Annotated in this window: 13 protein-coding genes; 5 read left to right on the forward strand and 8 right to left on the reverse strand. The window is 72.7% G+C overall.

All coding sequences use genetic code 11. The features are described 5' to 3' along the window. Positions 1 to 228: 228 nt before the first annotated feature. Both guaA and ABT053_RS21560 read right to left on the reverse strand, forming a co-directional pair. On the reverse strand, positions 229 to 1,800 hold the full coding sequence (gene guaA / locus ABT053_RS21555) for a glutamine-hydrolyzing GMP synthase (protein WP_502991828.1): 1,572 nt from the start codon (positions 1,798 to 1,800) through the stop codon (positions 229 to 231). 302 nt (positions 1,801 to 2,102) lie between these two features. After that, positions 2,103 to 2,978 carry an SDR family NAD(P)-dependent oxidoreductase gene (locus tag ABT053_RS21560; RefSeq protein ID WP_350970888.1) on the reverse strand — a complete coding sequence of 292 codons (876 nt, stop codon included), beginning with the start codon at positions 2,976 to 2,978 and terminating at the stop codon, positions 2,103 to 2,105. Positions 2,979 to 3,449: 471 nt separating this feature from the next. Between ABT053_RS21560 and ABT053_RS21565 the strand changes: the two genes are divergently transcribed. After that, positions 3,450 to 4,196, forward strand: a complete 747-nt coding sequence (locus ABT053_RS21565; protein ID WP_350970889.1) for an SDR family NAD(P)-dependent oxidoreductase — start codon at positions 3,450 to 3,452, stop codon at positions 4,194 to 4,196. 70 nt (positions 4,197 to 4,266) lie between these two features. Here ABT053_RS21565 and ABT053_RS21570 read toward each other — a convergent pair whose 3' ends face one another. Then, a complete protein-coding gene (locus tag ABT053_RS21570; protein ID WP_350970890.1) occupies positions 4,267 to 5,790 on the reverse strand; it encodes a DUF885 family protein in 1,524 nt (507 codons plus the stop codon). A 564-nt stretch (positions 5,791 to 6,354) separates the two neighbouring features. On the opposite strand from ABT053_RS21570, the gene ABT053_RS21575 reads away from it, so the two are divergent. Continuing rightward, positions 6,355 to 9,399 (forward strand): class III lanthionine synthetase LanKC N-terminal domain-containing protein, encoded by a 3,045-nt coding sequence (locus ABT053_RS21575; RefSeq protein ID WP_350970891.1) that lies wholly within the window; start codon positions 6,355 to 6,357, stop codon positions 9,397 to 9,399. A gap of 331 nt (positions 9,400 to 9,730) precedes the next feature. Here ABT053_RS21575 and ABT053_RS21580 read toward each other — a convergent pair whose 3' ends face one another. Next, entirely contained in the window at positions 9,731 to 10,570 is an 840-nt protein-coding gene (locus ABT053_RS21580; protein WP_350970892.1) for an NAD(P)H-binding protein, read from the reverse strand. Between the two features lie 83 nt (positions 10,571 to 10,653). Here ABT053_RS21580 and ABT053_RS21585 point away from each other — a divergent pair, with 83 nt between their 5' ends. After that, entirely contained in the window at positions 10,654 to 11,061 is a 408-nt protein-coding gene (locus tag ABT053_RS21585; protein WP_350970893.1) for a winged helix-turn-helix transcriptional regulator, read from the forward strand. Positions 11,062 to 11,207: 146 nt separating this feature from the next. Here ABT053_RS21585 and ABT053_RS21590 read toward each other — a convergent pair whose 3' ends face one another. Genes ABT053_RS21590 through ABT053_RS21600 form a run of 3 tightly spaced genes read right to left on the reverse strand, consistent with a single transcriptional unit; the run spans position 11,208 to position 15,983 of the window. Further along, a complete protein-coding gene (locus tag ABT053_RS21590; RefSeq protein WP_350971083.1) occupies positions 11,208 to 12,593 on the reverse strand; it encodes a pyridoxal phosphate-dependent decarboxylase family protein in 1,386 nt (461 codons plus the stop codon). Between the two features lie 46 nt (positions 12,594 to 12,639). After that, positions 12,640 to 14,370 carry a GMC family oxidoreductase N-terminal domain-containing protein gene (locus ABT053_RS21595; protein ID WP_350970894.1) on the reverse strand — a complete coding sequence of 577 codons (1,731 nt, stop codon included), beginning with the start codon at positions 14,368 to 14,370 and terminating at the stop codon, positions 12,640 to 12,642. 32 nt (positions 14,371 to 14,402) lie between these two features. After that, positions 14,403 to 15,983, reverse strand: coding sequence for a succinic semialdehyde dehydrogenase (locus ABT053_RS21600; RefSeq protein WP_350970895.1), 1,581 nt, complete (start codon positions 15,981 to 15,983; stop codon positions 14,403 to 14,405). 89 nt (positions 15,984 to 16,072) lie between these two features. On the opposite strand from ABT053_RS21600, the gene ABT053_RS21605 reads away from it, so the two are divergent. Both ABT053_RS21605 and ABT053_RS21610 read left to right on the forward strand, forming a co-directional pair. Beyond that, entirely contained in the window at positions 16,073 to 18,400 is a 2,328-nt protein-coding gene (locus ABT053_RS21605) for a beta-propeller domain-containing protein (protein ID WP_350970896.1), read from the forward strand. A 325-nt stretch (positions 18,401 to 18,725) separates the two neighbouring features. Further along, positions 18,726 to 21,638 (forward strand): M36 family metallopeptidase, encoded by a 2,913-nt coding sequence (locus tag ABT053_RS21610; RefSeq protein WP_350970897.1) that lies wholly within the window; start codon positions 18,726 to 18,728, stop codon positions 21,636 to 21,638. Between the two features lie 370 nt (positions 21,639 to 22,008). Here ABT053_RS21610 and ABT053_RS21615 read toward each other — a convergent pair whose 3' ends face one another. Then, positions 22,009 to 23,751, reverse strand: coding sequence for a glycerol-3-phosphate dehydrogenase/oxidase (locus tag ABT053_RS21615; RefSeq protein WP_350970898.1), 1,743 nt, complete (start codon positions 23,749 to 23,751; stop codon positions 22,009 to 22,011). Positions 23,752 to 23,788: the final 37 nt, after the last annotated feature.

Genomic DNA, 23,788 nt, shown 5'->3' on the forward strand with positions numbered 1-23,788 from the left:
GGACCCGAGCGGCTCACCCCGCCCGCGACTCACCGCCCGCGGTTCACTCCCCGGCCACGGCTCCGGAAGCCCCAACTCTTACCCGAGCGGCTCACCCCGTGGCCCAGTCACCGGCCACGACCCCCGAAGCACCCACTCTTACCCGAGCGACTCGCTCCCCGGCCACACCCCTGGAAGTCCTCGCTCTTACCCGAGCGGCCCGCTCCCCGGCCACGGCCCCGGGAGCGCCTACTCCCACTCGATGGTGCCCGGGGGCTTGCTGGTCACGTCGAGGACCACCCGGTTGACCTCGCGGACCTCGTTGGTGATGCGGGTGGAGATGCGGGCGAGCACGTCGTACGGGACGCGCGACCAGTCGGCGGTCATGGCGTCCTCGCTGGAGACCGGGCGCAGCACGACCGGGTGGCCGTAGGTGCGGCCGTCGCCCTGGACGCCCACCGAGCGGACGTCGGCGAGCAGGACGACCGGGCACTGCCAGATCTCCCGGTCGAGACCGGCGCGGGAGAGTTCCTCGCGGGCGATGGCGTCGGCCTCGCGGAGGATCTCCAGGCGCTCGCGGCTCACCGCGCCGACGATGCGGATGCCCAGCCCGGGACCCGGGAACGGCTGGCGCCAGACCATCGCGGCGGGCAGGCCCAGCTCCTCACCGGCCCGGCGCACCTCGTCCTTGAACAGGGCGCGGAGCGGCTCGACCAGCGAGAACTGGAGATCGTCGGGGAGGCCGCCGACGTTGTGGTGGGACTTGATGTTGGCGGTGCCGGTGCCGCCGCCCGACTCGACCACGTCCGGGTAAAGGGTGCCCTGGACGAGGAAGTCGACGGGGCCGTCGGCGAGGATGGCGCGCTGCTCGTCCTCGAAGACCCTGATGAACTCGCGGCCGATGATCTTGCGCTTCTCCTCGGGGTCGGTGACCCCGTCGAGGGCCTTCAGGAAGCGCTCCTGGGCGTCGACCACGCGGAGCTTGACGCCGGTGACGGCCACGAAGTCGCGCTCGACCTGCTCGGCCTCGCCCTTGCGCAGCAGCCCGTGATCGACGAAGACGCAGGTCAGCCGGTCGCCGATGGCCCGCTGGACCATGGCGGCGGCCACCGCGGAGTCGACGCCGCCGGAGAGGCCGCAGATGGCGCGGCCCTCGGGGCCGATCTGGGCGCGGACCGCCTCGACCGCGTCCTCGACGATGTTGAGCATCGTCCAGGAGGGACGGCAGCCCGCCGCGTCGAGGAAGTGCTTCAGCACGGCCTGGCCGTGGTCGGAGTGCAGGACCTCGGGGTGGAACTGGACGCCGTACAGGCCCAGCTCGGGGTGCTCGAAGGCGGCGACGGGCGTCTGGGCGGTCGCGGCGGTGACGGTGAAGCCCTCGGGGGCGGCGGAGACGCTGTCACCGTGGGACATCCAGACCGACTGCGTGGCGGGCAGGCCCGCGAAGAGCACGCCCTGCCGCCCGACGTCGAGGTGGGTGCCGCCGTACTCGGCGGTGCCGGTCCTGGCCACCTCCCCGCCGAGCTCCTGGGCCATGATCTGGAAGCCGTAGCAGATGCCGAAGGTCGGCACGCCGGTCTGGAACAGGCCCGCGGGGGCGGCGGGGGCGCCTTCGGCGTACACCGACGAGGGGCCGCCGGACAGGATGATCGCCTTGGGCCTCTTCGCCATCATCTCCTCGACCGGCATCGTCGAGGGGACGATCTCGGAGTAGACGTGGCATTCACGCACCCTTCGCGCGATCAGCTGCGCGTACTGCGCGCCGAAGTCGACGACCAGGACCGTGTCGAACTCAGACACCAAGACCCCCAAAAGGAACAGAGCGGTGGCCCCAGTCTATCGGCGCCCGTCAGCGCGCCCGGTCGTAGCCGAGAAGATCTCCCACCGCCCCGCTCCCCCGCGACCGGGAAGATCTCCCACCGTCCCGCTCCCCCGCGACCGGGAAGATCTCCCACACCCCGTCACCCGCTGCCGGGAAGATCCTCCCTCCCGGTCCCCCGCGGCCGGGAAGGCCCCCCGGTCATTCGTATCCGGAAGGGCCTCCCTGTCACCCGTATCCGGGAAAGCCTCCCGTCACCCGTGTCCGGGAAGGTCTTCCGTCACCCATGGCCGAAGAGGCCCCCTCACTCACGGCTGGGAAGCGAGGGCAGCGCGCCGGAGATCAGGGCCTCGGTCTGCTCGCGCAGGACCTCGGCGTAGCCGGGGTGGGTGAGGACCAGGAAGCGCTCCTCCCGGATGGCGGCCACCGCGGCGAGCGCCACCTCGGCCGGGTCGATGCCTCCCTCCACCAGGCCGTCGATGATCGCGGAGGAGGCCACCTCGTCCTCGGTGCGCTCGGCGGCCACGAGGTTCTCCGGCCGGTGGCGGCTGGAGTGGTTGAGGCCGGTCCGCACCCCGCCGGGGCACAGCGCGCTCACCCGGAGCTTGGAACCGGCCGTCGCGAGGTCCTGGGCGAGGGACTGCGAGGCGGCGAGCGCGGCGTACTTCGAGACCGTGTAGGGGCCGAGGTAGGGGACGGCGAACAGGCCCGCGGCGGAGACGGTGTTGACGATGTGGCCCTCGGTGTCCTGGGCGATCATGCGGGGCACGAAGGCCCGGACCCCGTGGAGCACGCCCCACAGGTTCACCCCCAGCATCCAGGCGAAGTCCTCCGGCTCCCGCGTCCACATCCGGCCGCCCTGGAAGACCCCCGCGTTGTTGCACAGCACGTGGACCGCGCCCAGCTCGCCGAACGTACGGTCGGCGAGGTGGTCCACCGCCACCGGGTCGGAGACGTCGGTGATCTCGGTGAGCACCTTGCCCTCGAAGATCCTGCCCTCCGCCGCGCTTCCCCTCGACGCGCTCCCCTCCACCAGCGAGGCGGTCTCCGCGAGGCCTCCCGGGTCGACGTCGGCGAGCATGAGGGACATCCCCTCCGCGGCGAGGCTCAGCGCGAGCGCCCTCCCGATCCCGCTGCCCGCCCCCGTGACGACCGCGACCTTGCCCGACAGTTCACGCATAGCGCTTCCTCCAGCATCATGGTTCACGCATCGTGTTACCTCCGGACCGGCGGTTCACACCTCGCACCGCCTCCGGTCCGCACCGTGCCCCGGCGACCGCCCGGACACGAACGGGCTGTACCCGGCAACCACCCGAACACGAACCGCCGCACCTGGCAACCGCTCGGACCCGAGCACGAACAACCGCACCCGGCAACCACTCGGACTCGGGCACGAACCGCCGCACCCGGCGACCCCCCGGTACACGAACGGGCTGTACCCAGCGACCACCCGAGCACGAACAACCGCACCCGGCGACCCCCGGACACGAACGGGCTCCCGGCGACCATCCAGGCACGGGCAGCCGTGCCTGACAACCACTCAGACACGAACCGTCGTACCCGAAAACCGCCCGGGCACGAACCGCCGTACCTGGCGGCCGATTGGGCACAAAGCTAACGTGAAGCCCCCCGACAATCGAGGAGACCGCCGATGACCGGAACCGGAGTCGTCGTCACCGGCGGAGCCTCGGGGATCGGCCGGGCCTGCGCGCTGGCGCTCGCCGAGGCCGGGCGGCCGGTTGCGGTCTGGGACCTGAACGAGACGGGCGCCAAGGAGACCGCCGCCCTCGCCGCCGCGTACGGCGTCGCCGCGATCGCCGTCCCCGTCGACGTCACCGACTCCTCGGCCCTCCCCGCCGCGATCACCGCCTCCCGCGACGCCCTCACCTCGATCGGCGGCCTCGTGCACGCGGCCGGGATCGCCGCACCCATGGCCCTCGGCGACCTGACCGAGACCTCGTGGGACGCGGTGCTCAACGTCAACCTGCGCGCCCACGCCCTGCTGGTCAAGGCCCTGCTGGAGGACCTGCGCGGCCAGGAGGGCGCCTCGGTCGTCGGCATCTCCTCGATCGAGGGCCTGGTCGGGCAGGCCTTCATCCCGGCCTACTGCTCGTCCAAGGCGGGCATGCTCGGCCTGACCCGCTCGATGGCCCACGAGCTGGCGCCGATCCGGGTCAACGCCGTCTGTCCCGGCTACGTCGACACCCCGATGCTCACCGCCGCCACGGGCGGCGACGCGCGCTATCTGGAGTCCTTCACCCGCAGGTCGCTCTTCGGCCGCCTGGGCCGCCCCGCCGAGGTCGCGGCGGCCGTACGGTTCCTGATGAGCGACGAGGCGTCGTTCATCACCGGCACCCACCTGGTCGTCGACGGCGGCGCCACGGCCGTCGACCGCTGAGCACGCGCCCCCGCCCTCCGCCCGTCGACCGCTGAGCACGCCTTCGCCGCCCCTCCGGGCGTACCGCCGGTCACGTACCAGTGAGGGCTTGGCCGAGCAGGCCGAGGGGCGGGGAGCCGAGGGCGAGCATGGCGGTGTGGAAGCGGTTGAGGCTGAAGCCGGTGCCCCACTCGGCCCTGGCGCGGTCGCGGAGGTCGAGGATCTCCAGCTTGCCCCAGGTGTAGCGGCCGTAGGTGGGGTCGAAGGTGGCCCGCGCCGCCTCCGAGAGGGCGGCGGGACCGGCGATGTGGGTGTCGGCGGCGAAGCGGCGGGCGCCCTCCTCGACGGTCATCGCGCCGGAGTGCACGCCGATCGCGCAGGCCAGCCGGGTCACCCTGATGAGCGCCTCCAGCCACACGCCGATCTCGAAGCGCGGGTCGTCGGGGGCGAAGCCCTCCTCGACGCAGAGTTCCTCCGCGTAGTGCGCCCACCCCTCCGCGAAGGCCAGCGACATCAGCGTCCGCCGTACGTCGGAGCGGGCGTGGCGCAGGGCGCGGCCGTGGGAGAAGTGCCCGGGGGCGACCTCGTGCACGTTGATCGCGGGGAGCGTGGTCTCGCTGAAGACCTCCAGCCACTCCTCGATGTCGCGCTCGGGCCACGAGGGGTCGGGCGGGGTGACGTGGTACCACGAGGGGCCGTCGGGCTCGCCGGGCGCCGACCAGCTCATCATGGCCATGCCCCACCGGCGCGACTCGGGCGCGATGCCGACCAGGCACTCCCCGTCGTGGTAGGGCACCAGGTCCTTCTCCCTGGTGAAGGCGATCGCCCGCTCGGTGCCGATCCTGGCCGCCTCGATCACGCCGTCGGGGTCGGGGTGCTGCCTGACCAGCTCGCGCGCGACCTCCAGCGGCGGCCGTCCGGCGAATCCCAGCGCGGCGCACGACTCCGCCAGCCGGGCCATCAGGCGGTCGCGCTCGGCGTCGGCGCGCTCGGCGAGCCGTCCCAGGTCGACCGGGAGACCGTCTCCGGCGCCCATGAGCCCGGCGAGCCCCTCGGTGCCGAGGGAGGCGTCCGGATCGCCGCTGTGCGCGGCCTTCTCGACGTGCTCCACCAGCCGGGCGTGGGCCCTGAACGCCGCCTCGCGCACGCGTTCGTCGGCGTCCCGGGGCACCCCGGCGGCCAGGCCGCGCACCGGCCCGAGCAGGGCGGTCGCGACGGGGGCGCTGAGCAGGTCGAGCGCGGCGACCGCGCTGTCCACCGCCTCGGGCCAGCGGGCCAGGTGGGCGAGCTTGGCGGCGTTCCGCTCGGCCTCGGGGGCGTACTCGCGGTCGTAGGTGGCCAGGTCGAGGTTGCCCAGGTGCTCCAGGGGGTTGCGACGGTGCAGCTCCAGCTCGCCGAACTGCACCCGCGCGGCCTCCTCGAATATCTGCAGGTGCTTCGCGTCGTACGGATCGGCGGGCAGCGGTCCCCGGCCCAGCGCGGCCAGCCCGGCGCGCACCCCCTGCGGCGACAGATCCTGGACCAGGCCGTCGTACTCGTGCCGCCCGGCCATTTCCCGGACGCCGGAGACGGCGAGGTCGCACACCGCGCGGAGGCGGCCGTCGAGTTCGGTCATGGACGCGACGCTATATCAGGAGCGGTCGCCCGAGCCCGGGAACGACACCCGCGCATCCGGGGGCGGGCCGGGGAAACCCGCTGTTCGATTCCTTGTGAATATGCGGGCGAAGCCACGTCACGGCGGACCGGAATTAACATATGGGAATATGAAATAAGCGCATTGAATTCTCGGCGGATCACTCCCGCCGAGCGAGAAGTGCGTACTTTTACATGGCGCATCCCATATCCGTCGTGTTTGTGTATTGCCCAGCGCCGGAAGGCGGAAAAGAACGCGGCGGCTTCGCCGATCTCACATATGCGCGATCACCACGACGCGGTCCCGGCGACGGGAACGGCGACGTCGGACCCCTGGGCGGGATCCACGCCATCGGCGCGGCTCCCCGACGCGAGCACCTCACGCGTCCCTGGGCCGCTTCTCGCGCCCCTCTTCCCATGTGACACGGACTTCCCGTGTGACGCGGACTTCTCCATACGACGCGGATTTCTCGTACGACGCGGATTTCTCGTACGACGCGGACTTGCCGTGTAAGGCCGAACCGTGACAGCCGAAGGATGACCTCCCGTGAAAAGTCCCCCGGGCGACAGCGCCCTCCTGCGTGACATCGCGATCGCCGAGATCGGACGGGTCCCGGCCCGCGACTGGTCGGTCTCCGACGGGGAATTCTGGTGCCTGGTCGTTCCCGGCGGATACGCGATGCCCGCGCAGGGCTGGAAACTCCATGTCTCCGCGACGATGCTCTCCGCCCCGATCGTGCTCTCCCGGGTCGTACGAGTGCTGGCCGCCGAGGGATGCGCCTTCAAGTTCCCCGCGCGGCTGGGTGACTACTGGGAGCTTCTCGCCCCCCACTGCCCCCGCGGCCAGGCGGGGAAGTTCGTCACCGCCTACCCGGCGGGCAGCGCCGAGGCCGCCCGGCTGGCGCCGCTGCTCGACGAGGCCACCTGGGGGCTTCCCGGCCCGGCGATCCTGTCGGACCACTCCTACCGGCCCGGCGGGATCGTCCACTACCGCTACGGGGCCTTCGGCGGGCACCGGGTGCTCGGCAACGACGGTTTCTACGAGGTACGGCTCCGCACGCCGGAGGGAACGACGATCCACGACGAGCGGCTGCCGCGGTTCTCCCCACCCTCCTTCGCCACCTCCCCCTTCACGACGCCCGGCACCCCCGGGACGCCCGAGCGGCGCGCCGTGATGCTGAACGGCCGTTTCGTGGTCCGCGAGGCGGTGCGACACGCCAACAGGGGCGGCGTGTACATCGCGGAGGACACCGAGAGCGGCGCCGAAGTCGTGATCAAGGAGGGGCGGCCGCACGCCTCGTCCGACCTCGGGGGCCGGGACGCGCGGGACCGGCTGGCGGCGGAGAGGTCCCGGCTGGAGGCCCTGGCGTCCAGCGGGGTCGTCCCGGCCGTGGTCGACTTCTTCGAGCAGGGCGGGCACGCGTTCCTCGTCGAGGAGCTCGTGCCCGGGACGACGCTTCGGCGCTGGTCCGAGGGGAACGCCGGGCCTCTCGGGCACGACGGCTTCGGGAACGGGGCCGCCGAGGTCCTGCCGATCCTGCGGCGCCTCGTCGACGCGCTGCGGGCCGTCCACGACCTCGGCCACGTCTTCCGCGACCTCTCACCTGACAACGTGATGCTCCTGCCCGGCGGCGACCTCCGGCTCGTCGACCTGGAGCACGCGACGGTGCCGGGCGACATCGTCATGATCGGCGGGACTCCCGGCTACCTCGCCCCCGAGCTGGTGCCGCACACCGGCGAACTCCGGCCCGCGCCGGGAGAGACCGCCGACCTGTTCGGTCTCGGCGGGCTGGCGTACTTCCTCGCGACCGGCGCCGGGCTGGAACTCCCCGAGGACGGTACGACGGGCCCGGCCCGCGGGCGGCGCCTCCTCGGCCACGTCGCCGCGGTGTCCGCGTCCAACCCCACCCTCGCCCTCCTCCGCCCGCTGGTGGAGGGACTTGTCATCGAACCGGAGGAGCGCTGGTCCCTGAACCGCTGCGCGGAGTTCCTGGACACGCTCCCCCCAGCGGCCCCCGCCACCGGCCTCGCGGCGACACGGGAGACGGGCGGGGCCCGCGTCCTCGCCGTCCCCGCCCTCGCGCAGGTGAGGACGGACGGGGTACGACGGGCGGACCTCCTGGTCGCGGACGGGCTGACACGGCTGGTGGAGACCATGGATCCCCGGGAGGACAGCCCGTCGCCGTGGCCCAACGCGGTCGGCGGGGCCGGCGCGGCTGGCGGGACCGGCGGGGCCGAGGCGGATCCGTGTTCGGTGAACGGAGGCGTGCCGGGCATCCTGGCCGTCCTGACCCTCGCCTCCCGCGCCACCGTCACGGGCAACGCCATCACGGGGAGCGCCGTCACGAGAAGCGCCGTCACAGACGACACCGCCGCTATAGACAACGCCGTCACGGGCAACGCCGTCAGGAAAAGCGCCATCACAGGCAGCACCGTCACGGACGACACCGTCATGGGCAACGCCATCACGGGCAACGCCATCACGGACGACGCGGCGGGTGTGAAAGGGGTGGCGGACGCCGCGGCCGGGTGGCTCCGGCGCCGTCTCTCCGACGAGGACGTCTGGACCCCCGGCCTGTACTTCGGGCGCTCGGGAGCCGTCTGGGCCCTCTACGACGCGGCGGAGAGCTCGGGCGACGACGAGGCGAGGGAGTTCGCGCTGCGGGCGGCGGCCCGGCTTCCGGTGGACCACCCGAGTTCCGACGTGACGCACGGGCTGGCCGGGACCGGCATGACGGTGTTGCGCCTCGCCCTGCGCTCGGGCGACCCCGTACTCCGGAAACGGGCCGTGGAGACGTTCGAGAACCTGCACGCCGCGCGGTCCTACCGGACGGGGCACCCGCGATGGCCGACGCCGGAGTCGTTCGACTCCGGGCTCGCGGGCGCCGACCACCTCGGCTTCGCGCACGGGATCGCCGGGGTCGGCACGGCGCTGCTCTACGCCGCCGTCACCCTCGGCCGCCCGGAGTGGATGGCGACCGTGCGCGAGGTCGCCCGCGCCCTGTACGAGCGGGCCGACGTCGACGGCGACACCGCCTGGTGGCCGACCCTCGCGCGGGACCCGCGGACGGTCCGGCCGCGCAGGCCGCACTGGTGCGGCGGCTCGTCGGGGATCGGCTCCTTCCTCGTCCGGTACTGGCGCGCCACCGGTGACCCGGACGCCCTGCGGCTCGCCGGTCAGGCGGCGGCCGCGGTGCACAGGACCCGCTGGCAGTCGGGGGCGGTGCCGTGTCACGGCCTGCCCGGCGACGGCGAGTTCCTCCTCGACATGGCCGGGTTCACGGCCGACGACCGGTATCTGCGCTGGGCCGGGGACCTGGCCGGATGCCTGGAGGCCAGGGCCGTGACCCGCTCCGGCAGGCTGCTCGTGCCGGACTCGTTCTCGCGGGTCGTCCCGACGTTCCTCGGCGGTACGGCCGGGATCGTCGCCTTCCTGCTCCGGCTGCGTCACCGGCACGCGCGGCCGTGGATGCTCGACGACGTCGTGGGGGATTCCTGGCGTCCCCCCGTCCAAGGCTCGCTGCCCGCTCCGGGGCGGCGGAGGGAGAAGCGGCCCGCGCCCGGCGCGGCCACGAGATCGGCGAGGAGGTGAAATCGATGTCGTTCGACGTTCAGGACCTTCAGGGTCTGGATGAGCGCGAGCCGGCCTCCAGCGAGGCGGGCCGCCTCACGAACTGCCGGATCCACATGTTCTGCACCGACAACTGATCACCTGGGCCCCCTGCCCTCTCCGCGGCCGGGCAGGGGGCCCTCGGCCGGTGCGCGTCCCACGCCCTACCCCCAGGCCCTTCCCGGCCCAGCCCTTCCCGGCCCTGGCCAGCCCTGCCCTGCCCCAGTCCTTCCTAGCCCTCCCCACCCCTGCCCTGGCCAGCCCTGCCCTGCCCTCCCCTGCCCAGTCCTGGCCAGCCCCGCCCTGGCCCGTCTCAGCCCTGTTCGCGACGTCCCGCGACGATGACCTCCAGGGCGGACCGGGGAGCCCTGCCGAGCAGGCTCCGCAGGTCGCCGCCCGTCGCGTCCATGAACCCGTTCGCGATCGCGGAGTAGGTGCTCACCAGCATCGGGACCTGGAAGGGGGCCAGGCCGAGGGCGGTGAACGCCTCGCGGGCGGCGGCGAGGGTGCCCGGCTCGTACGAGACGGCCTCCCCCGTGGCCTCGGTGAGTGCCGCGGCCAGCTCCGCTCCGCCGACCGCCTCCTCACCGACCAGCTCGTAGGTCCGGCCCGCGTGCGCGGAGGCGCCGGTCACGACCAGGGCGGCCACGTCGGCCAGGTCCTCGCGGGCCACCGCGGCCAGCCGTCCGGAGCCCAGCGGCGCGGTGATCCCGCCGTCCACGACGGGCGCGAGCGTCGCGAGCAGCTCGGCGTAGAGGCCGTTGCGCAGGATCGTCCAGCTCGCGGTCCCCTCGCGGAGCCTGCGCTCGGTCCAGCGGTGGGCGAGCGCGTAGGCCAGGTGGTCCCCGGCGGCGCCGAGGCTGGTGTAGACGATGTGCGCGACCCCGGCCTTCTCCGCCGCCTCGATCGCCGCGCCGTGCCTGGCGATCACCACGTCGTCCTCGCCGTAGCCCGCGGAGATCAGCAGCAGCGTGTCCACCCCGGCGAAGCCCTCCGCCAGCGAGGCGGGGTACTCGAAGTCGATCAGCCGGGTCGGGCGCCCCGTGGCGACCGCCTCCGGGGCACGGCTGCCGATCACCACGTCGTCCCGCCCGGCCAGCCGCGCGGCGACGAGCCGCCCCAGTGCGCCCGTCGCCCCCGTCATGAGAATCATGGGATCTCCCCGCGTAGTTGGTTCTCTTCGGTAACCGGGTCCATCATCGACAGTCAGGGCACGTGGCATAAGGAGGCACTTCGATGTCAGTGGGGCACACCGCGGTAACCACGGAGCCGGTCGTCTCCTGCGGGGGCGAGGACTGCGGCATCCGTGAGGTCCTCGACCGGATCGGCGACAAGTGGTCGGTGCTGGTGGTCGTGGAGCTGGCCCAGGGGGTGCGCCGGTTCCGCGAGCTCCAGCGGGCCGTGCCCGGCATCTCGCAGCGGATGCTCACCCTGACCGTGCGCCGTCTGGAGCGCGACGGCCTGATCTCCAGGACGGTCCACGCCGTCGTCCCTCCGCAGGTCGACTACGAGCTGACCCCGGCCGGGCACAGCCTCACCCACCTGTTGCGGATCCTCGTCGACTGGTCGGCCGAGCACCGCGACGGCATCGCCGAGTCACGCCGCCGCTGGGACGCCGCCCACCCCGACTCCGGAATCCACTAAGCCCCGCCGGGGCTCGCCGGGGACCGGCCCTCCGCATGGCCCGGCGGGTCCAGCGGGAAACCGGCCGCACCGGGCCCGGCGAGGGACCGGCCGTGACCTGCGAGCGAAAGCTCACCGGGGTTCGGCGACGACTTCCGAGCGGAAGCTCACCGCGGACCGGCCTCCGGTCCGGCGATCCGGTCGAGCAGTGCCTCCAGTGTCTTGTCGTCCGTGGCGGGGGCCATCACGGTGATCCGCAGGTGGCGGACCCCGCCGATCTCGGCCGAGGTCAGCTGGAAGGCGCCGTCCTCCATCAGGCGCTCGCGGATGGCCGTCTGGTCGCCGGTGCCGTACCGGAAACAGACGATGTTGCTCTCCGGCTCGTACGGGCACTCGAAGCCCGGCCGCTCGCGGGCCAGTTCCCAGAAGCGGTGCGCGGTGGCGTACCGGCCCGCGACGTACTCGCCCAGGCCCCGCTCGCCCCGCCAGGCCAGGTTGAGGAAGACCTTCAGGCCCAGTTCGGCCTTGCTGCACTCCACGGTCCTGCCGATGAGGTCGAAGCCCTGCTCCCCGTAGAACAGGTAGCTGGCCCGCTGCCGGAAGGCCGCGTCCAGGTCGCCCTCGCGCCGGGTCAGCACCGCCGCGGCCAGGCTGGAGGTACGCAGCATCTTGTGCGCGTCCCAGATCAGCGAGTCGGCGAGGTCGATCCCGTCGAGCAGGTGGCGGTGCTCCTCGGACAGCAGCGCTGAGGCGCCGTGGGCGCCGTCCACGTGGAACCAGACGCCGTTGGCGGCGCAGAACTCCCCGGTGCCGCGCAGGTCGTCGTAGAGGCCGGTCCCGGTGGCGCAGGCGTTCGCCACCAGGGCCATCGGCCGCCGTCCCGCCCGGCGCACCCGTTCCAGGGCCTCGGGCAGGCGGGCGACGTCGATCCTGCCGAGCCCGTCCGCCTCCAGCGGCACCACGGCCCGTTCCCCCAGGCCCAGGATCGCGGCGGCACGGGTGAGCGAGTAGTGCGACGACGCCGGAGCGAGCAGCGCGAGGTCGCCGGGGACGCCCTCGGTCCACGCGTCGGGGGCCGCCGACGCCCGCGCGGCGAGCAGCGCGGTGAGGTTGGCCAGCGAGCCGCCGTGGGTGAGGACCCCGCCCCCCGTCTCGCCGAACCCGACCGTGCCGAGCATCCAGCGCAGGACCTCGAACTCGACCGTCGCCGCCGAGGCGCCCATCTCGTAGATCGCCATCGGGTTGTTGTGCGCGCCGTGCACGAAGTCGGCGAGCGCCGCGGGGAAGTCGGGGGCGGCGACCTGGTGCCCGAGGTAGGCGGGGTGGTGCAGCCGGGTGCCCTCGGCGAGGTAGTCGCGCAGGAATTCCCGGTACCCCTCGGGCGTCATCCCGCCCTCGCGGATCCACCGGACGAGCCCGAGCCGCTCGGCCAGCTCGCCGGGAGGTCTGCGTCCGACCACGGGCGGCACGCCCCGCTGGCTCTCGTCGACGTAGGCGGCCAGCTCGTCGACGGTCACACCCGCCGCGCGTACGAACTCCTCGACATTCCACATCACACCGGGATCCTGCCAGCCGCGCCGTCCAGCGCGGACGGAGAGGTCAGGTGATTCCCACGATGGGCAGGCGCAGGGCCCCCGGGGCGGCGGCCGGGACGGCGGGGTTCTTGGGGGCGACGGGTGACAGGCGGACGTACGGGGAGCCCGGGGCCGGGCGTGGGTCAGGCTCACCCCGGTTGGGCCACAGCGCCATGGCGCGCTCGGCCTGGGCGGTGATGGTGAGGGAGGGGTTGACGCCCGGGTTCGCGGAGACGGCCGAGCCGTCGACGACGTGCAGGCCCTCGTAGCCGTGGACGCGGTGGTAGGGGTCGATCACCCCGGTGTCGCGCCCGGCACCGATGGCGCAGCCGCCCAGGAAGTGGGCGGTGGCCGGGATGTCGAACAGGTCGAGCCAGGATCCGGCCGGGACGCCGCCGACCTCCTCGGCCGCGTGCCGGACGAACTCGTGGCCGGCGGGCAGCCAGGTGGGGTTGGGCTCGCCGTGACCCCGTTCCGAGCGCAGCCTCCGGCCGAACAGCCCCCTGCGCGCGGACAGGGTGATCGAGTTGTCCTTCGCCTGCATGACCAGCGCGATGATGCCGCGTTCGGACCACCGGCGGTGGTTGAACAGCCTCGCCGCCCGGTGCGGCGCGCGCAGGGCCTCGCCGAGGAACCTCAGCCAGCGCGGGGCACCGCCACCGCCGCCACCACCGCTGCCACCACCGCCGTCGCCGCTGCCGTCGATGAGCAGGGTGCGGAGCATGCCCATCGCGTTGGAACCGTCCCCGTAGCGGACCGGCTCGATGTGCGTGTGGGCGTCGGGATGGATCGAGGAGGTGATCGCCACCCCCCGGTTGAGCTTCTCCCCCTCGACCGAGAGCCGCTCGAATCCGAGCAGCGCCTCGGAGTTGGTCCTGGTGAGGGCGCCCAGGCGGTGGGAGAGCAGGGGCAGCGCCCCCGAAGCCTTGAGCCGGTGCAGCAGGCGCTGGGTGCCGTACGTCCCCGCCGCGAAGACCACGTGCTCGGCGGTGAGGGCGCGGCGCCGCCAGGGCGCGCCCGTCCCGCGCGTCTCGACCCGGTAGCCGCCGTCCACCGGGACGACCGAGGTGACCGTGGTCTCGGGGAGGACCGTGGCCCCGGCCCGCTCCGCCAGGTGGAGGTAGTTCTTGACCAGCGTGTTCTTGGCCCCGTGGCGGCAGCCCGTCATGCACTCGCCGCACTCGGTGCAGCCGCTGCGGCGCGGCCCCGCGCCGCCGAAGTAGGGGTCGTCCACCTCCACGCCCGGCGCGCCGAAGAAGACGCCGACCGGCGCCAGGTGGAAGGTGTCGCCCACGCCCATCCGCTCGGCGACCGCGCGCACCACCTCGTCGGCCGGGGTGACCGTCGGGTTGGGCGTCACCCCCAGCATGCGCGAGGCCTGGTCGTAGTACGGGGCCAGCTCGGCCTTCCAGTCGGTGATGGACGACCACTGGGCGTCCTGGAAGAACGCGTCCGGCGGCTCGTAGAGGGTGTTGGCGTAGACCAGGGAGCCCCCGCCGACCCCGGCGCCCGCCAGGACCATCACGCCGGTGCCCTTCTCGCCCCGGAGCACGTGGATGCGCTGGATGCCCCTCAGGCCCAGCGCCGGGGCCCACAGGAAGTCGCGGACCCGCCAGGAGGTCCTGGGGAGCGTGGTGTCGTCGAAGCGGCGCCCGGCCTCCAGCACGGTGACCCGGTAGCCCTTCTCCGTCAGCCGCAACGCCGAGACGCTCCCGCCGAACCCCGATCCGATCACCAGCACGTCGTGGTCGAACACGGTGGCTCCCTTCAAGTTACCTTTCGACCCCCTCACTTCAGGCGGAGCGTCTTCATCACCTTGAAGGCGGTCGCGAGGGTGTCGGCGTACTTCTCGTACGCCATGCCGAGGACCGGCTCGAAGCCCAGCCAGGACGCCTGGCTGGAGATGGTCTGCCCCTCGGTGTACTTCAGCAGCCCCTCGGACCCGTGGCGGCGGCCGAGGCCCGAGGACTTCATGCCGCCCATGGGCGCGTCGTAGGAGGCGTAGGCGGAGCCGTACCCCTCGTTGACGTTGACCGAGCCCGCCCTGATCCGGGAGGCCAGCGCCCGCCCGCGCGGCACGTCACGGGTCCAGACGGAGGCGTTGAGGCCGTACGCGGTGTCGTTGGCCCTCTCGACCGCCTCGTCGTCGTCGCCGAAGCGGTAGATCGCGACGACGGGGCCGAAGGTCTCGGCCCGGCACAGGTCCATGCTCTCGTCGACGTCGGCCAGGACGGTCGGCTCGTAGAACAGCGGTCCGAGGTCGGGGCGGGCCCTTCCCCCGGCGAGGACCCGGGCGCCCTTCGCGACGGCGTCGTCCACGTGGGCGCCGACCGCCTCCAGCTGCCGCCGGGAGGAGAGCGAGCCCATCTGCACGTTCCAGTCGAGCCCGGCGCCGAGCCTCATGTTCCCGACCTGCCGCACGAACCGCGACACGAACGCGTCGTGCACGGAGTCGTGGACGTAGAGCCGCTCGACGGACAGGCACAGCTGCCCGGCGTTGGTGAAGCAGGCGCGCAGCGCGCCCTGGGTCGCCGCGTCCAGGTCGGCGTCGTCGAGCACGAGCATCGGGTTCTTGCCGCCGAGCTCCAGCGAGCAGCCGATCAGCCGCTTCGCCGCCTCCTCGGCGATCCTCCGGCCGGCCCGGGTGGAGCCGGTGAACGCCACGTAGTCGGCCTCGTCGAGCAGCGGCCCGCCGACCTCCTCGGGGTCGCCGAGGACGACCTGCCAGATCTCCCTGGGCATGCCGAGGGAGACGAGCAGGTCGATCGTCCACAGCGTGGACAGCGCGGTCTGGGTGTCGGGCTTGTGCACCACGGCGTTCCCGGCGAGCAGCGCGGGGACGGCGTCGGTGACGCCGAGCGAGAGCGGGTAGTTCCACGGCGAGATCAGCGCGACCGTCCCCCGGGGCTGGCGCGTCTCGACCGTCCTGGTGGCGACGGGCATGATCCCGGCCCGCCTCCTCGGCTCCAGCAGGCCCGGGGCCCGCCGCGCGTGGTACAGGGTGCAGCCCGCGACGTCGAGGACCTCCTCGAAGGCGTGCCTGCGGGCCTTGCCGGTCTCCCACTGGACCACGTCGAGGATCTCCTCGCGGCGGTCGAGGATGGCGTCGTGCAGGCGCAGGAAGGGCTCGGCGCGCTCCCGCGCGGGCCGGGCCGCCCACTCCCGCTGGGCCTCCCGCGCCATGGCGTGGGCGGAGCGGACGTCGTCGGCGGTGGAGACGGGCATCTCGGCGAGGACCTCGCCGGTGAACGGCGCCGTGATCTCCCGCGTCTTCCCGTCGGAGGTCACGTGCCGCACGACGCGTTCGATCATGCGGGGAGCGAGGACCCGTGCCATCTCGGCCCGTGTCATTTCAGGGGGAACGGCCATGTTCGCAGCGTAATCGCGCGAGGCGTGCCCTGACTACCGGCGGGTAGCAAGCTGTTGAACCACATGCCCTCCCGATTCGTCGTAGGGGCATGAGGACATCGATTCGTACGGCCGGCGCGGTCACCCTCGCCGCCGCGCTGCTCGCCACGGCGTGCACGTCGACGGGGACCTCGACGGACACGAAGCCCGTCGCGGGCCGTACGACGGCACCGGTCGACCTGGGGAACGTCAAGCTCGTCTCCTACAGCGGCTGCGACGACATGCTGACCGGCCTGCGCGAGGCGACGGCGAAGAACGTCGGCCCCTGGGGCCTCGGCGGCCCCGTGGTCATGTACGCGGAGACGGCGGCGCGCGACGCCTCCGCCAAGAGCGCGTCCGGCGCGCCCGAGCACTCCACCACGAACACGCACGAGGCCGGGGTCGACGAGCCCGACCTGGTGAAGACCGACGGCGACCGGGTGATCACCGTGAACCGCGGCGTGCTGCGGGTGGTGGACACCGCGACGAGGAAGGTCACCGGCACGCTGAAGCTCGTGGACGCCGAGCAGGTGTGGGCCCCGGCCGACCTGCTGGTCAGCGGCGACCGGGCGCTGGTGCTGTTCTCCGGCGGCGGGATCATCCCCTACGGCGCGACGTCCAAGCGCGCCGCGAGCCCGGGGCCGCGCTACGTCCTCGTCGACCTGTCGGGGAAGCCGGAGGTGATCGGCTCGCTCACCCCCGACGGCTCCCACGTGGACGCGAGGATGGTCGGCTCGACCGTGCGGATCGTGGTCCGCAGCCAGCCGAGGATCGAGTTCCCCGACCCCGGGCCCGGCATGTCGGACAACGAGCGCACCCGACGCAACGCGGAGGTCGTCGCCAAGGCGCCGGTCAAGGCGTGGCTGCCGACGTACGAGCTGACGACCGCGGACGGGAAGACCTCGGACCGCACGGTCGACTGCGAGCGGGTCAGCCACCCCGCGGAGTACACCGGGACGTCGATGCTCACCATGCACAGCCTCGACCTGTCGGAGGCGCTCACCGAGACGGCCCCGATCAGCGTCGCGGCCGACGGCGACACCGTCTACGGGACGGGCACCAGCCTGTACGTGGCCAGCAACCCGCGCTGGTGGTGGCCCCGGCCGATCGACCCGCCGATCGTCGAGGACACCCCCGCGACACCGGTTCCCACGGCCACTCCCGCTCCTGCGACACTCGCGCCGTCCGGTTCCGTGAGCCCGTTCGCCACCCCGATGCCGTCCGGGTCCGTGAGCCCGTTCGCCACCCCGATGCCGTCCGGGTCCACGACTCTGTTCGCCACTCCCGCGACGCCGCCGACGGTGACCGCCACGCCCCCCGCCACCCCCGCCGCCGCGTCGGGCGACCCCGCTCCGAGCCTGCTTTTCGAGCCCTCGGGGCCCCCGGCCGACTCGCCGATCCCGGCCCCCTCGGTGACCCTCTCCGGTACGCCGTCCTCGACCGTCACGATCTCGCCCTCCCCGGCTCCCCCGTCCGGTGAGACCGTCCCGCCGACGGCGGCCCCCGCGCCGCCGCCGGAGGAGACCGAGATCCACCGGTTCGACATCACCGCGGCCGGGGCACCCCGCTACGTCGCCTCGGGCAAGGTCTCCGGCAGGCTGCTCAACCAGTACTCCCTGTCGGAGCACGAGGGGCACCTGCGGGTCGCCACCACCTCGACCGCCGCGCAGGACACCTCGACCGCTCCCCCGACCGCCCCGCCGGACACCTCCAGCGCCGTCTACGTGCTCGACGCCGGAACCCTGGCCAGAACCGGCGAGGTCGGCGGGCTCGGGCAGGGTGAGCGGATCTACTCGGTCCGCTTCATCGGTCCCGTCGGCTACGTGGTGACGTTCAGGCAGGTGGACCCGCTCTACACGCTCGACCTGCGCGACCCGGCGGCACCGAGGAAGACGGGCGAGCTGAAGATCACCGGCTACTCGGCGTACCTGCACCCGGCGGGCGACGGGCGGCTGATCGGCGTGGGCCAGGAGGCGAGCGAGGAGGGCCGCACGCTCGGCACCCAGGTCTCCCTGTTCGACGTGAGCGACCCGGCCAGCCCGCGCCGCCTGTCGCAGATGTTCCAGAAGGACTCGGGCTCCGAGGCCGAGTGGGATCCGCACGCCTTCCTGTACTGGGCGAAGACGGGGATGGCGGTCCTGCCGGTGAACTCGTGGACCGGGACCGAGCAGACCAACGGGACCGCCCTGGTCCTCAAAATCGACGACTCCGCGATCACCAGGACCGGCGCGGTCAGCCACCCCAGGCCCACGTCGCCGGAGAACGGCCGCATGGCCTACGACCCGGGCATCCGCCGCTCGGTCGTCGTCGGCGACAGCCTGTGGACGGTCTCCGACCTCGGCCTGAAGGTCAGCGACATGAAGGACCTGGCCGACCAGGCCTGGATCCCCTTCTCCTGACCCTCCCGGCCCGTCCTGTCCCGCCCTTCCAGGACTTCCAGGAGTTTCAGGACTTCCGGGGCTCCCGACCGGCCTTCCCGGACCCCCGGGCCGGGCCCTCCCGGACTCTCCGACCCGTCCTGACCTTCCCGGACTCTCCGCCCCGCGCCCCCGGCCCGGCCGCCGGGGGCGCACTCGTTCACGCGTCCCAGAACGCCCCCATAACACCGACATATACACCTTTACAAGATCTTGTCATGACACTTGAATCGGTGTTACCTCTTGCGCAACACACGTGATCTGCGTGTGGCATGGCCGGCGACGGCCATCTTTCGCAGGAGGATCGGTGTCGACCAAATCCTGGTCACGCGTTACCGTCATCGCCGCCGCCACCGCGGCGCTCGTCATTCCCCTGCCGGGGGTCGCCCAGGGCGAACCCGGCGGGCAGCCCCCCAAGGTCCACGACTTCCAGGCCGAACACGGCGCCAAGCCCGACCTGGACAACCGGCGCGGCAGCGTCGCACCCCCGACGTCACTCTCCAGGTCGGCCGCGGCGAGCACCGCGACGATCCGGTGGAACGCTCTTGGCACCCCGGCGGTCGTCACCGGCACCGCCCCCCTCGCGGAGGGACTGGACGCCGACCCCGAGCGGGCCGCGCGGGCCTACCTCAAGGCGAACGAGAACCTCTTCGGCCTCTCCGGCGAGGCCGTGGACGCGCTGGAGAAGATCGCCGCCAACCCCATCGGGGACGGGTACGCCGTACTCCTGCGGCAGAAGTTCGGCGGCCTGCCCGCGGGCGTGGACGGCCAGGTCGTGGTCGGCGTGAAGGGCGGCAAGGTCCTCCACGTCACCTCGACCCTCTCGCGCTCCTCCGAGGCGCCTCCCGCCGCCAGGCTCACCGAGCAGCAGGCGCTGGAGATCGCGGCCAGGGACGGCGGGATCGACCTGGCGACGGCCTCCGTCAAGAAGGCCACGGCCACCGCGGTGCCCGCGCCCGACGGGACGCACAACGCGTTCCAGATCACCCTGATCGGCGGCGGCGAGGGCGAGCCCGCCGCGTACACGACGCACGTGGACGCGGTCAGCGGCGAGATCCTGACCCGCGAGAACCTGGTCGACCACCACAGCGCGCCGGACGACCCGCGCTGGAAGGCGTTCACCGCCAACCCCCCGGCCGACTACTCCTCCACCGACACCCGCGCGACGTGGTGCGCCACGGCCGGTCCCGGCTGCGCCGTGGTCGGGGCCGACCCGGCCACCGGCAAGGCGTGGGACGTCGACCACGCCACGGACACCCCGACGAACACGAGCGTCGGCAACGCCGCCAAGACCGTGGAGAACCGTGCCAGCGGTGACTCGTTCTCCGTCGGCACCCGCACCAACGTGGCCACGCCGAACCGCGAGTACGTCTACCCGTGGACCAACAAGTGGTACACGGCCAAGTGCGACCCGGCCTCCCTCGACCAGCCGGGCGAGGCCGACCTCGAAGCCGCCATCTCCAACCTGCACGTCATGCACAACCGCATGCACGACTGGTCCTACCGTCTCGGCTTCACCGAGACCGCCTGGAACATGCAGAACGACAACGGCGAGCGCGGCGGCCTCGGCGGCGACCCCGAGCAGGGCAACGCCCAGGCGGGCGCCCGGGTGCTCAGCGTGCGCGACAACGCCAACCAGATCACCGGCCCCGACGGGGTCGCGCCCATCACCAACATGTACATGTGGCAGCCGATCGCGGGCTCGTTCTACTCGCCCTGCGTGGACGGCGACTACGACATGTCGGTGATCGGGCACGAGTACACCCACGCGATCTCCGGCCGCATGATCGGCGGCCCGAACGCCGGGTGGAGCGGCGCCCAGGCCGGGGCGATGAACGAGAGCACCTCCGACCTGTTCGCGATGGAGTACCTCTCCGAGTACGGCTTCCGCCCCGCGGGCGACACCCCCTACGTCACCGGCGGCTACGTCACCGGCGACAAGAAGGCGGGCATCCGCAACTACGACATGTCCGACTCCCCGCTGAACTACAGCGACATCGCGTACGACATCGTCGGCCAGCAGGTGCACGCCGACGGTGAGATCTGGTCGGCGACCCAGTACGACGTGCGCAAGGCCTTCGTGCAGAAGTACGGCCAGGGCACCCCGGCCAGGCAGAAGGCGTGCGCCGACGGCACGACCCCGCTCGCGCAGTGCCCCGGCAACCGCCGCTGGGCGCAGGTCTCCTTCGACGCGCTGCTGCTGATGGCCTCCGGTGCGGTCAGCTACGTCGACCACCGCGACGCGCTGCTCGCGGCCGACACCATCCGCTTCGGCGGCGCGAACCAGGCCATCATGTGGCGCGCGTTCGCCGAGCACGGCCTCGGCCAGGGCGCGGCGAGCGTCGGGGCGGGCGACCCCGACCCGACGCCGAGCTTCGTCGACCCGGCAGGAAAGAACGGGAAGATCCAGCTCAAGCCGCTGCTCGACGCCAAGGACGCCGCGCTGCGGCTCTACGTCGGCGACTACGAGGGCCGCGTCGTGCCGGTGGCCGACACCGACCCGGCGACACCGCTCGGCGACACCGTCGAGATGACCCCGGGGCTCTACGACTTCGTGGTCGCGGGCAACGGGTTCGGGCACACCCGGGTGAAGTTCGCGGTGCTGCCCGGCCTGAAGCTGCCGCTCCCGCTCGCGATCCCGAAGAACCTCGCCTCGGCGGCGCTGGGCGCCACCGCGGCCGGTGACGGCGTCAACCACGCCAAGCTGATCGACGAGACGGAGGCCACGAACTGGGCCTCGCTCACCGGCCCGGTCTCCGGCAAGTCCGTCACCGTGGACCTGGCCGGGACCAAGCCGGAGAAGATCCGCCGCGTGCAGGTCAGCGCGATGCTCAGGCCCCCCGCCGCCACCGACCCGGCCGACCCGGGCAGCCAGAACCGCTTCAGCGCCCTGCGCGCCTTCGAGGTCCTGGCCTGTGACGCCACCAAGAAGGACTGTTCCTCACCGGCGTCCTTCTCGGTCGTCTACACCAGCCCGTCCAACGCCTTCGAGACGCGCAGGCCGCGTCCTCGCGGCGCCGACCTGGTCATCGAGTCCTTCAAGATCCCCACGACCACCGCGACCCACCTGACCCTGCGGGCCGTCTCCACCCAGTGCACCGGCAACCCGGTCTACGCCGGTGAGCAGGACGCCGACCCCAACTCCGCCACCGACTGCGGCACGGCCAGCCCCGCCAGGGACCACCTGCGCGCGGCCGAGTTCCAGGCCTTCACCCGCTAGGTCCCTCCGGAGTCCTCCTGCCGGTCCCTCCCAAGGGGCCGGCAGGCCTTCCGACCGGTCCCTCCCGAGGGGCCGGGCCAGGTCCTCCGACCGGTCCCTCCCGAGGGGCCGGGCCAGGGTCCTCCGAACACCCGCCGACCCCTCCGGGGTACCGTCAGTCCCTCCGGAGGAGTCCCCGGGTCCCGAGCTTCCCGGGACCCGGGGACCTTCCGTTTCCGGGGGTTCTGATTCCTCCGGGAGAGGTCCGGCTGCGAAGGCTCTCGGTCCCGGGAGAGGTCCGGCTCCGGGAGCTCCGGGTCCCTGGAGGGATCCGGCTCAGAGGGCTCCTGGCCCCGGAACGGTCCTCAGAGGGCTCCTGGCCCCGGAAGGATCAGACCGGGTTCGTCTCAGGGCTGGCCACCGGCACGATCTCCGGGGCACCGAGGCGGATGGCGTCGGCCTCCTGGTCGGTGTCCTGCTCCTGGGAGAGGCGCTCGGACTCGACCCGCTTGGTGTAGTACTCCACCTCGCGCTTGACCTGCTCGGCGTCCCAGCCCAGCGGATCGGCGAGCAGCTGGGCCGCCTCCTCGACCACGGCCAGCCCCCGGTGGAACGTCTCGATCGAGATGTGCGTACGCCGGGTGAGCACGTCGTTCACGTGCCGGGCGCCCTCGTGGGTCGCCGCGTAGACCACCTCCGCCCGGAGGTAGTCGTCGGCCCCCGTCAGCGGCTTGGCCAGCGACGGGTCCCGCTCGATCAGCGCCAGGACCTCGTCGATCATCGACCCGTACCGCTGGAGCAGGTGTTCGATCCTGGCCACGTGCAGCCCGGAGGACTGGGCGAGCCGCTGACGGGAGTTCCACAGCGCCTGGTAGCCCTCGGCCCCGGCCAGCGGGATGCGGTCGGTGCAGGAGGCCGGGACCCGCTGGTCCAGGCCGTGCGCCACGGCGTCGACCGCGTCCTTCGCCATAACACGATATGTCGTGTATTTTCCACCGGCCACCATGACCAGCCCCGGCACGGGGTGGGCCACCACGTGCTCGCGGGAGAGCTTGGACGTCTCCTCCGACTCCCCCGACAGCAGCGGGCGCAGCCCGGCGTAGACGCCCTCGACGTCCTCGCGGGTGAGCGGGACCGAGAGCACCTCGTTCACGTGGTCGAGGACGTAGTCGATGTCCGACCGCGACGCCGCAGGATGGGCCCGGTCCAGCTCCCACCGGGTGTCGGTGGTGCCGATGATCCAGTGACGGCCCCAGGGGATGACGAACAGCACCGACTTCTCGGTGCGCAGGATGATCCCGGTGAGGGAGTGGATCCGGTCGCGCGGCACCACCAGGTGGATGCCCTTGGACGCCCGTACGTGGATCTGCCCGCGCCCGCCGACCAGCTCCTGGATGTCGTCGGTCCACACGCCGGTGGCGTTGACCACCTGGCGAGCCCGTACGTCCACCTCCCTGCCGGTCTCCAGGTCGCACACCCGGACCCCGGTGACCCGCTCCCCCTCGCGGAGGAAGCCCACCACCTGCGCCCGCGAGGCGACGTTGGCCCCGTAGGTGGCCGCCGTCCGCAGCATGGTCATGACGTAGCGGGCGTCGTCGACCTGGGCGTCCCAGTACTGCACCGCGCCGGAGAACGCCGCCCTGCGCAGCGCGGGCGCGAGCCGCAGCGCCCTCTTGCGCGACAGGTGCCGGTGGCCGGGCACCCCCCGGGTGAGCCCGGTGGAGAAGCCCATCGTGTCGTACATCACCAGGCCCGCGCCGACGTAGGGCCGCTCCCAGCCGAAGTGCGTCAGCGGGAACAGGAACGGCACCGGCCGCACCAGGTGCGGGGCGATCCGCTGCAGCAGCAGGGCCCGCTCCTGGAGCGCCTCCCTGACCAGCTCGAAGTTGAGCTGTTCCAGATAGCGCAGGCCGCCGTGGATCAGCTTGGACGACCTGGACGAGGTGCCCGAGGCGAAGTCGCGCGCCTCCAGCAGTCCGACCGACAGGCCGCGGGTCGCCGCGTCCAGCGCGACTCCCGCTCCGACGACCCCGCCTCCGATCACCACCACGTCGAGTTCCTCGGCGCTCATCTGCGCCAGTGCGGCGGACCGCTCGGCAGGACCGAGCCGTCCGGTGCCCATTCGCGCCGTCATTGTGCAACCCCCTGGGGTGCGGCTTGTCGCCTTACGT

Source organism: Streptosporangium sp. NPDC002524, assembly GCF_040295985.1.
In the GTDB taxonomy this organism is placed as follows: domain Bacteria; phylum Actinomycetota; class Actinomycetes; order Streptosporangiales; family Streptosporangiaceae; genus Streptosporangium.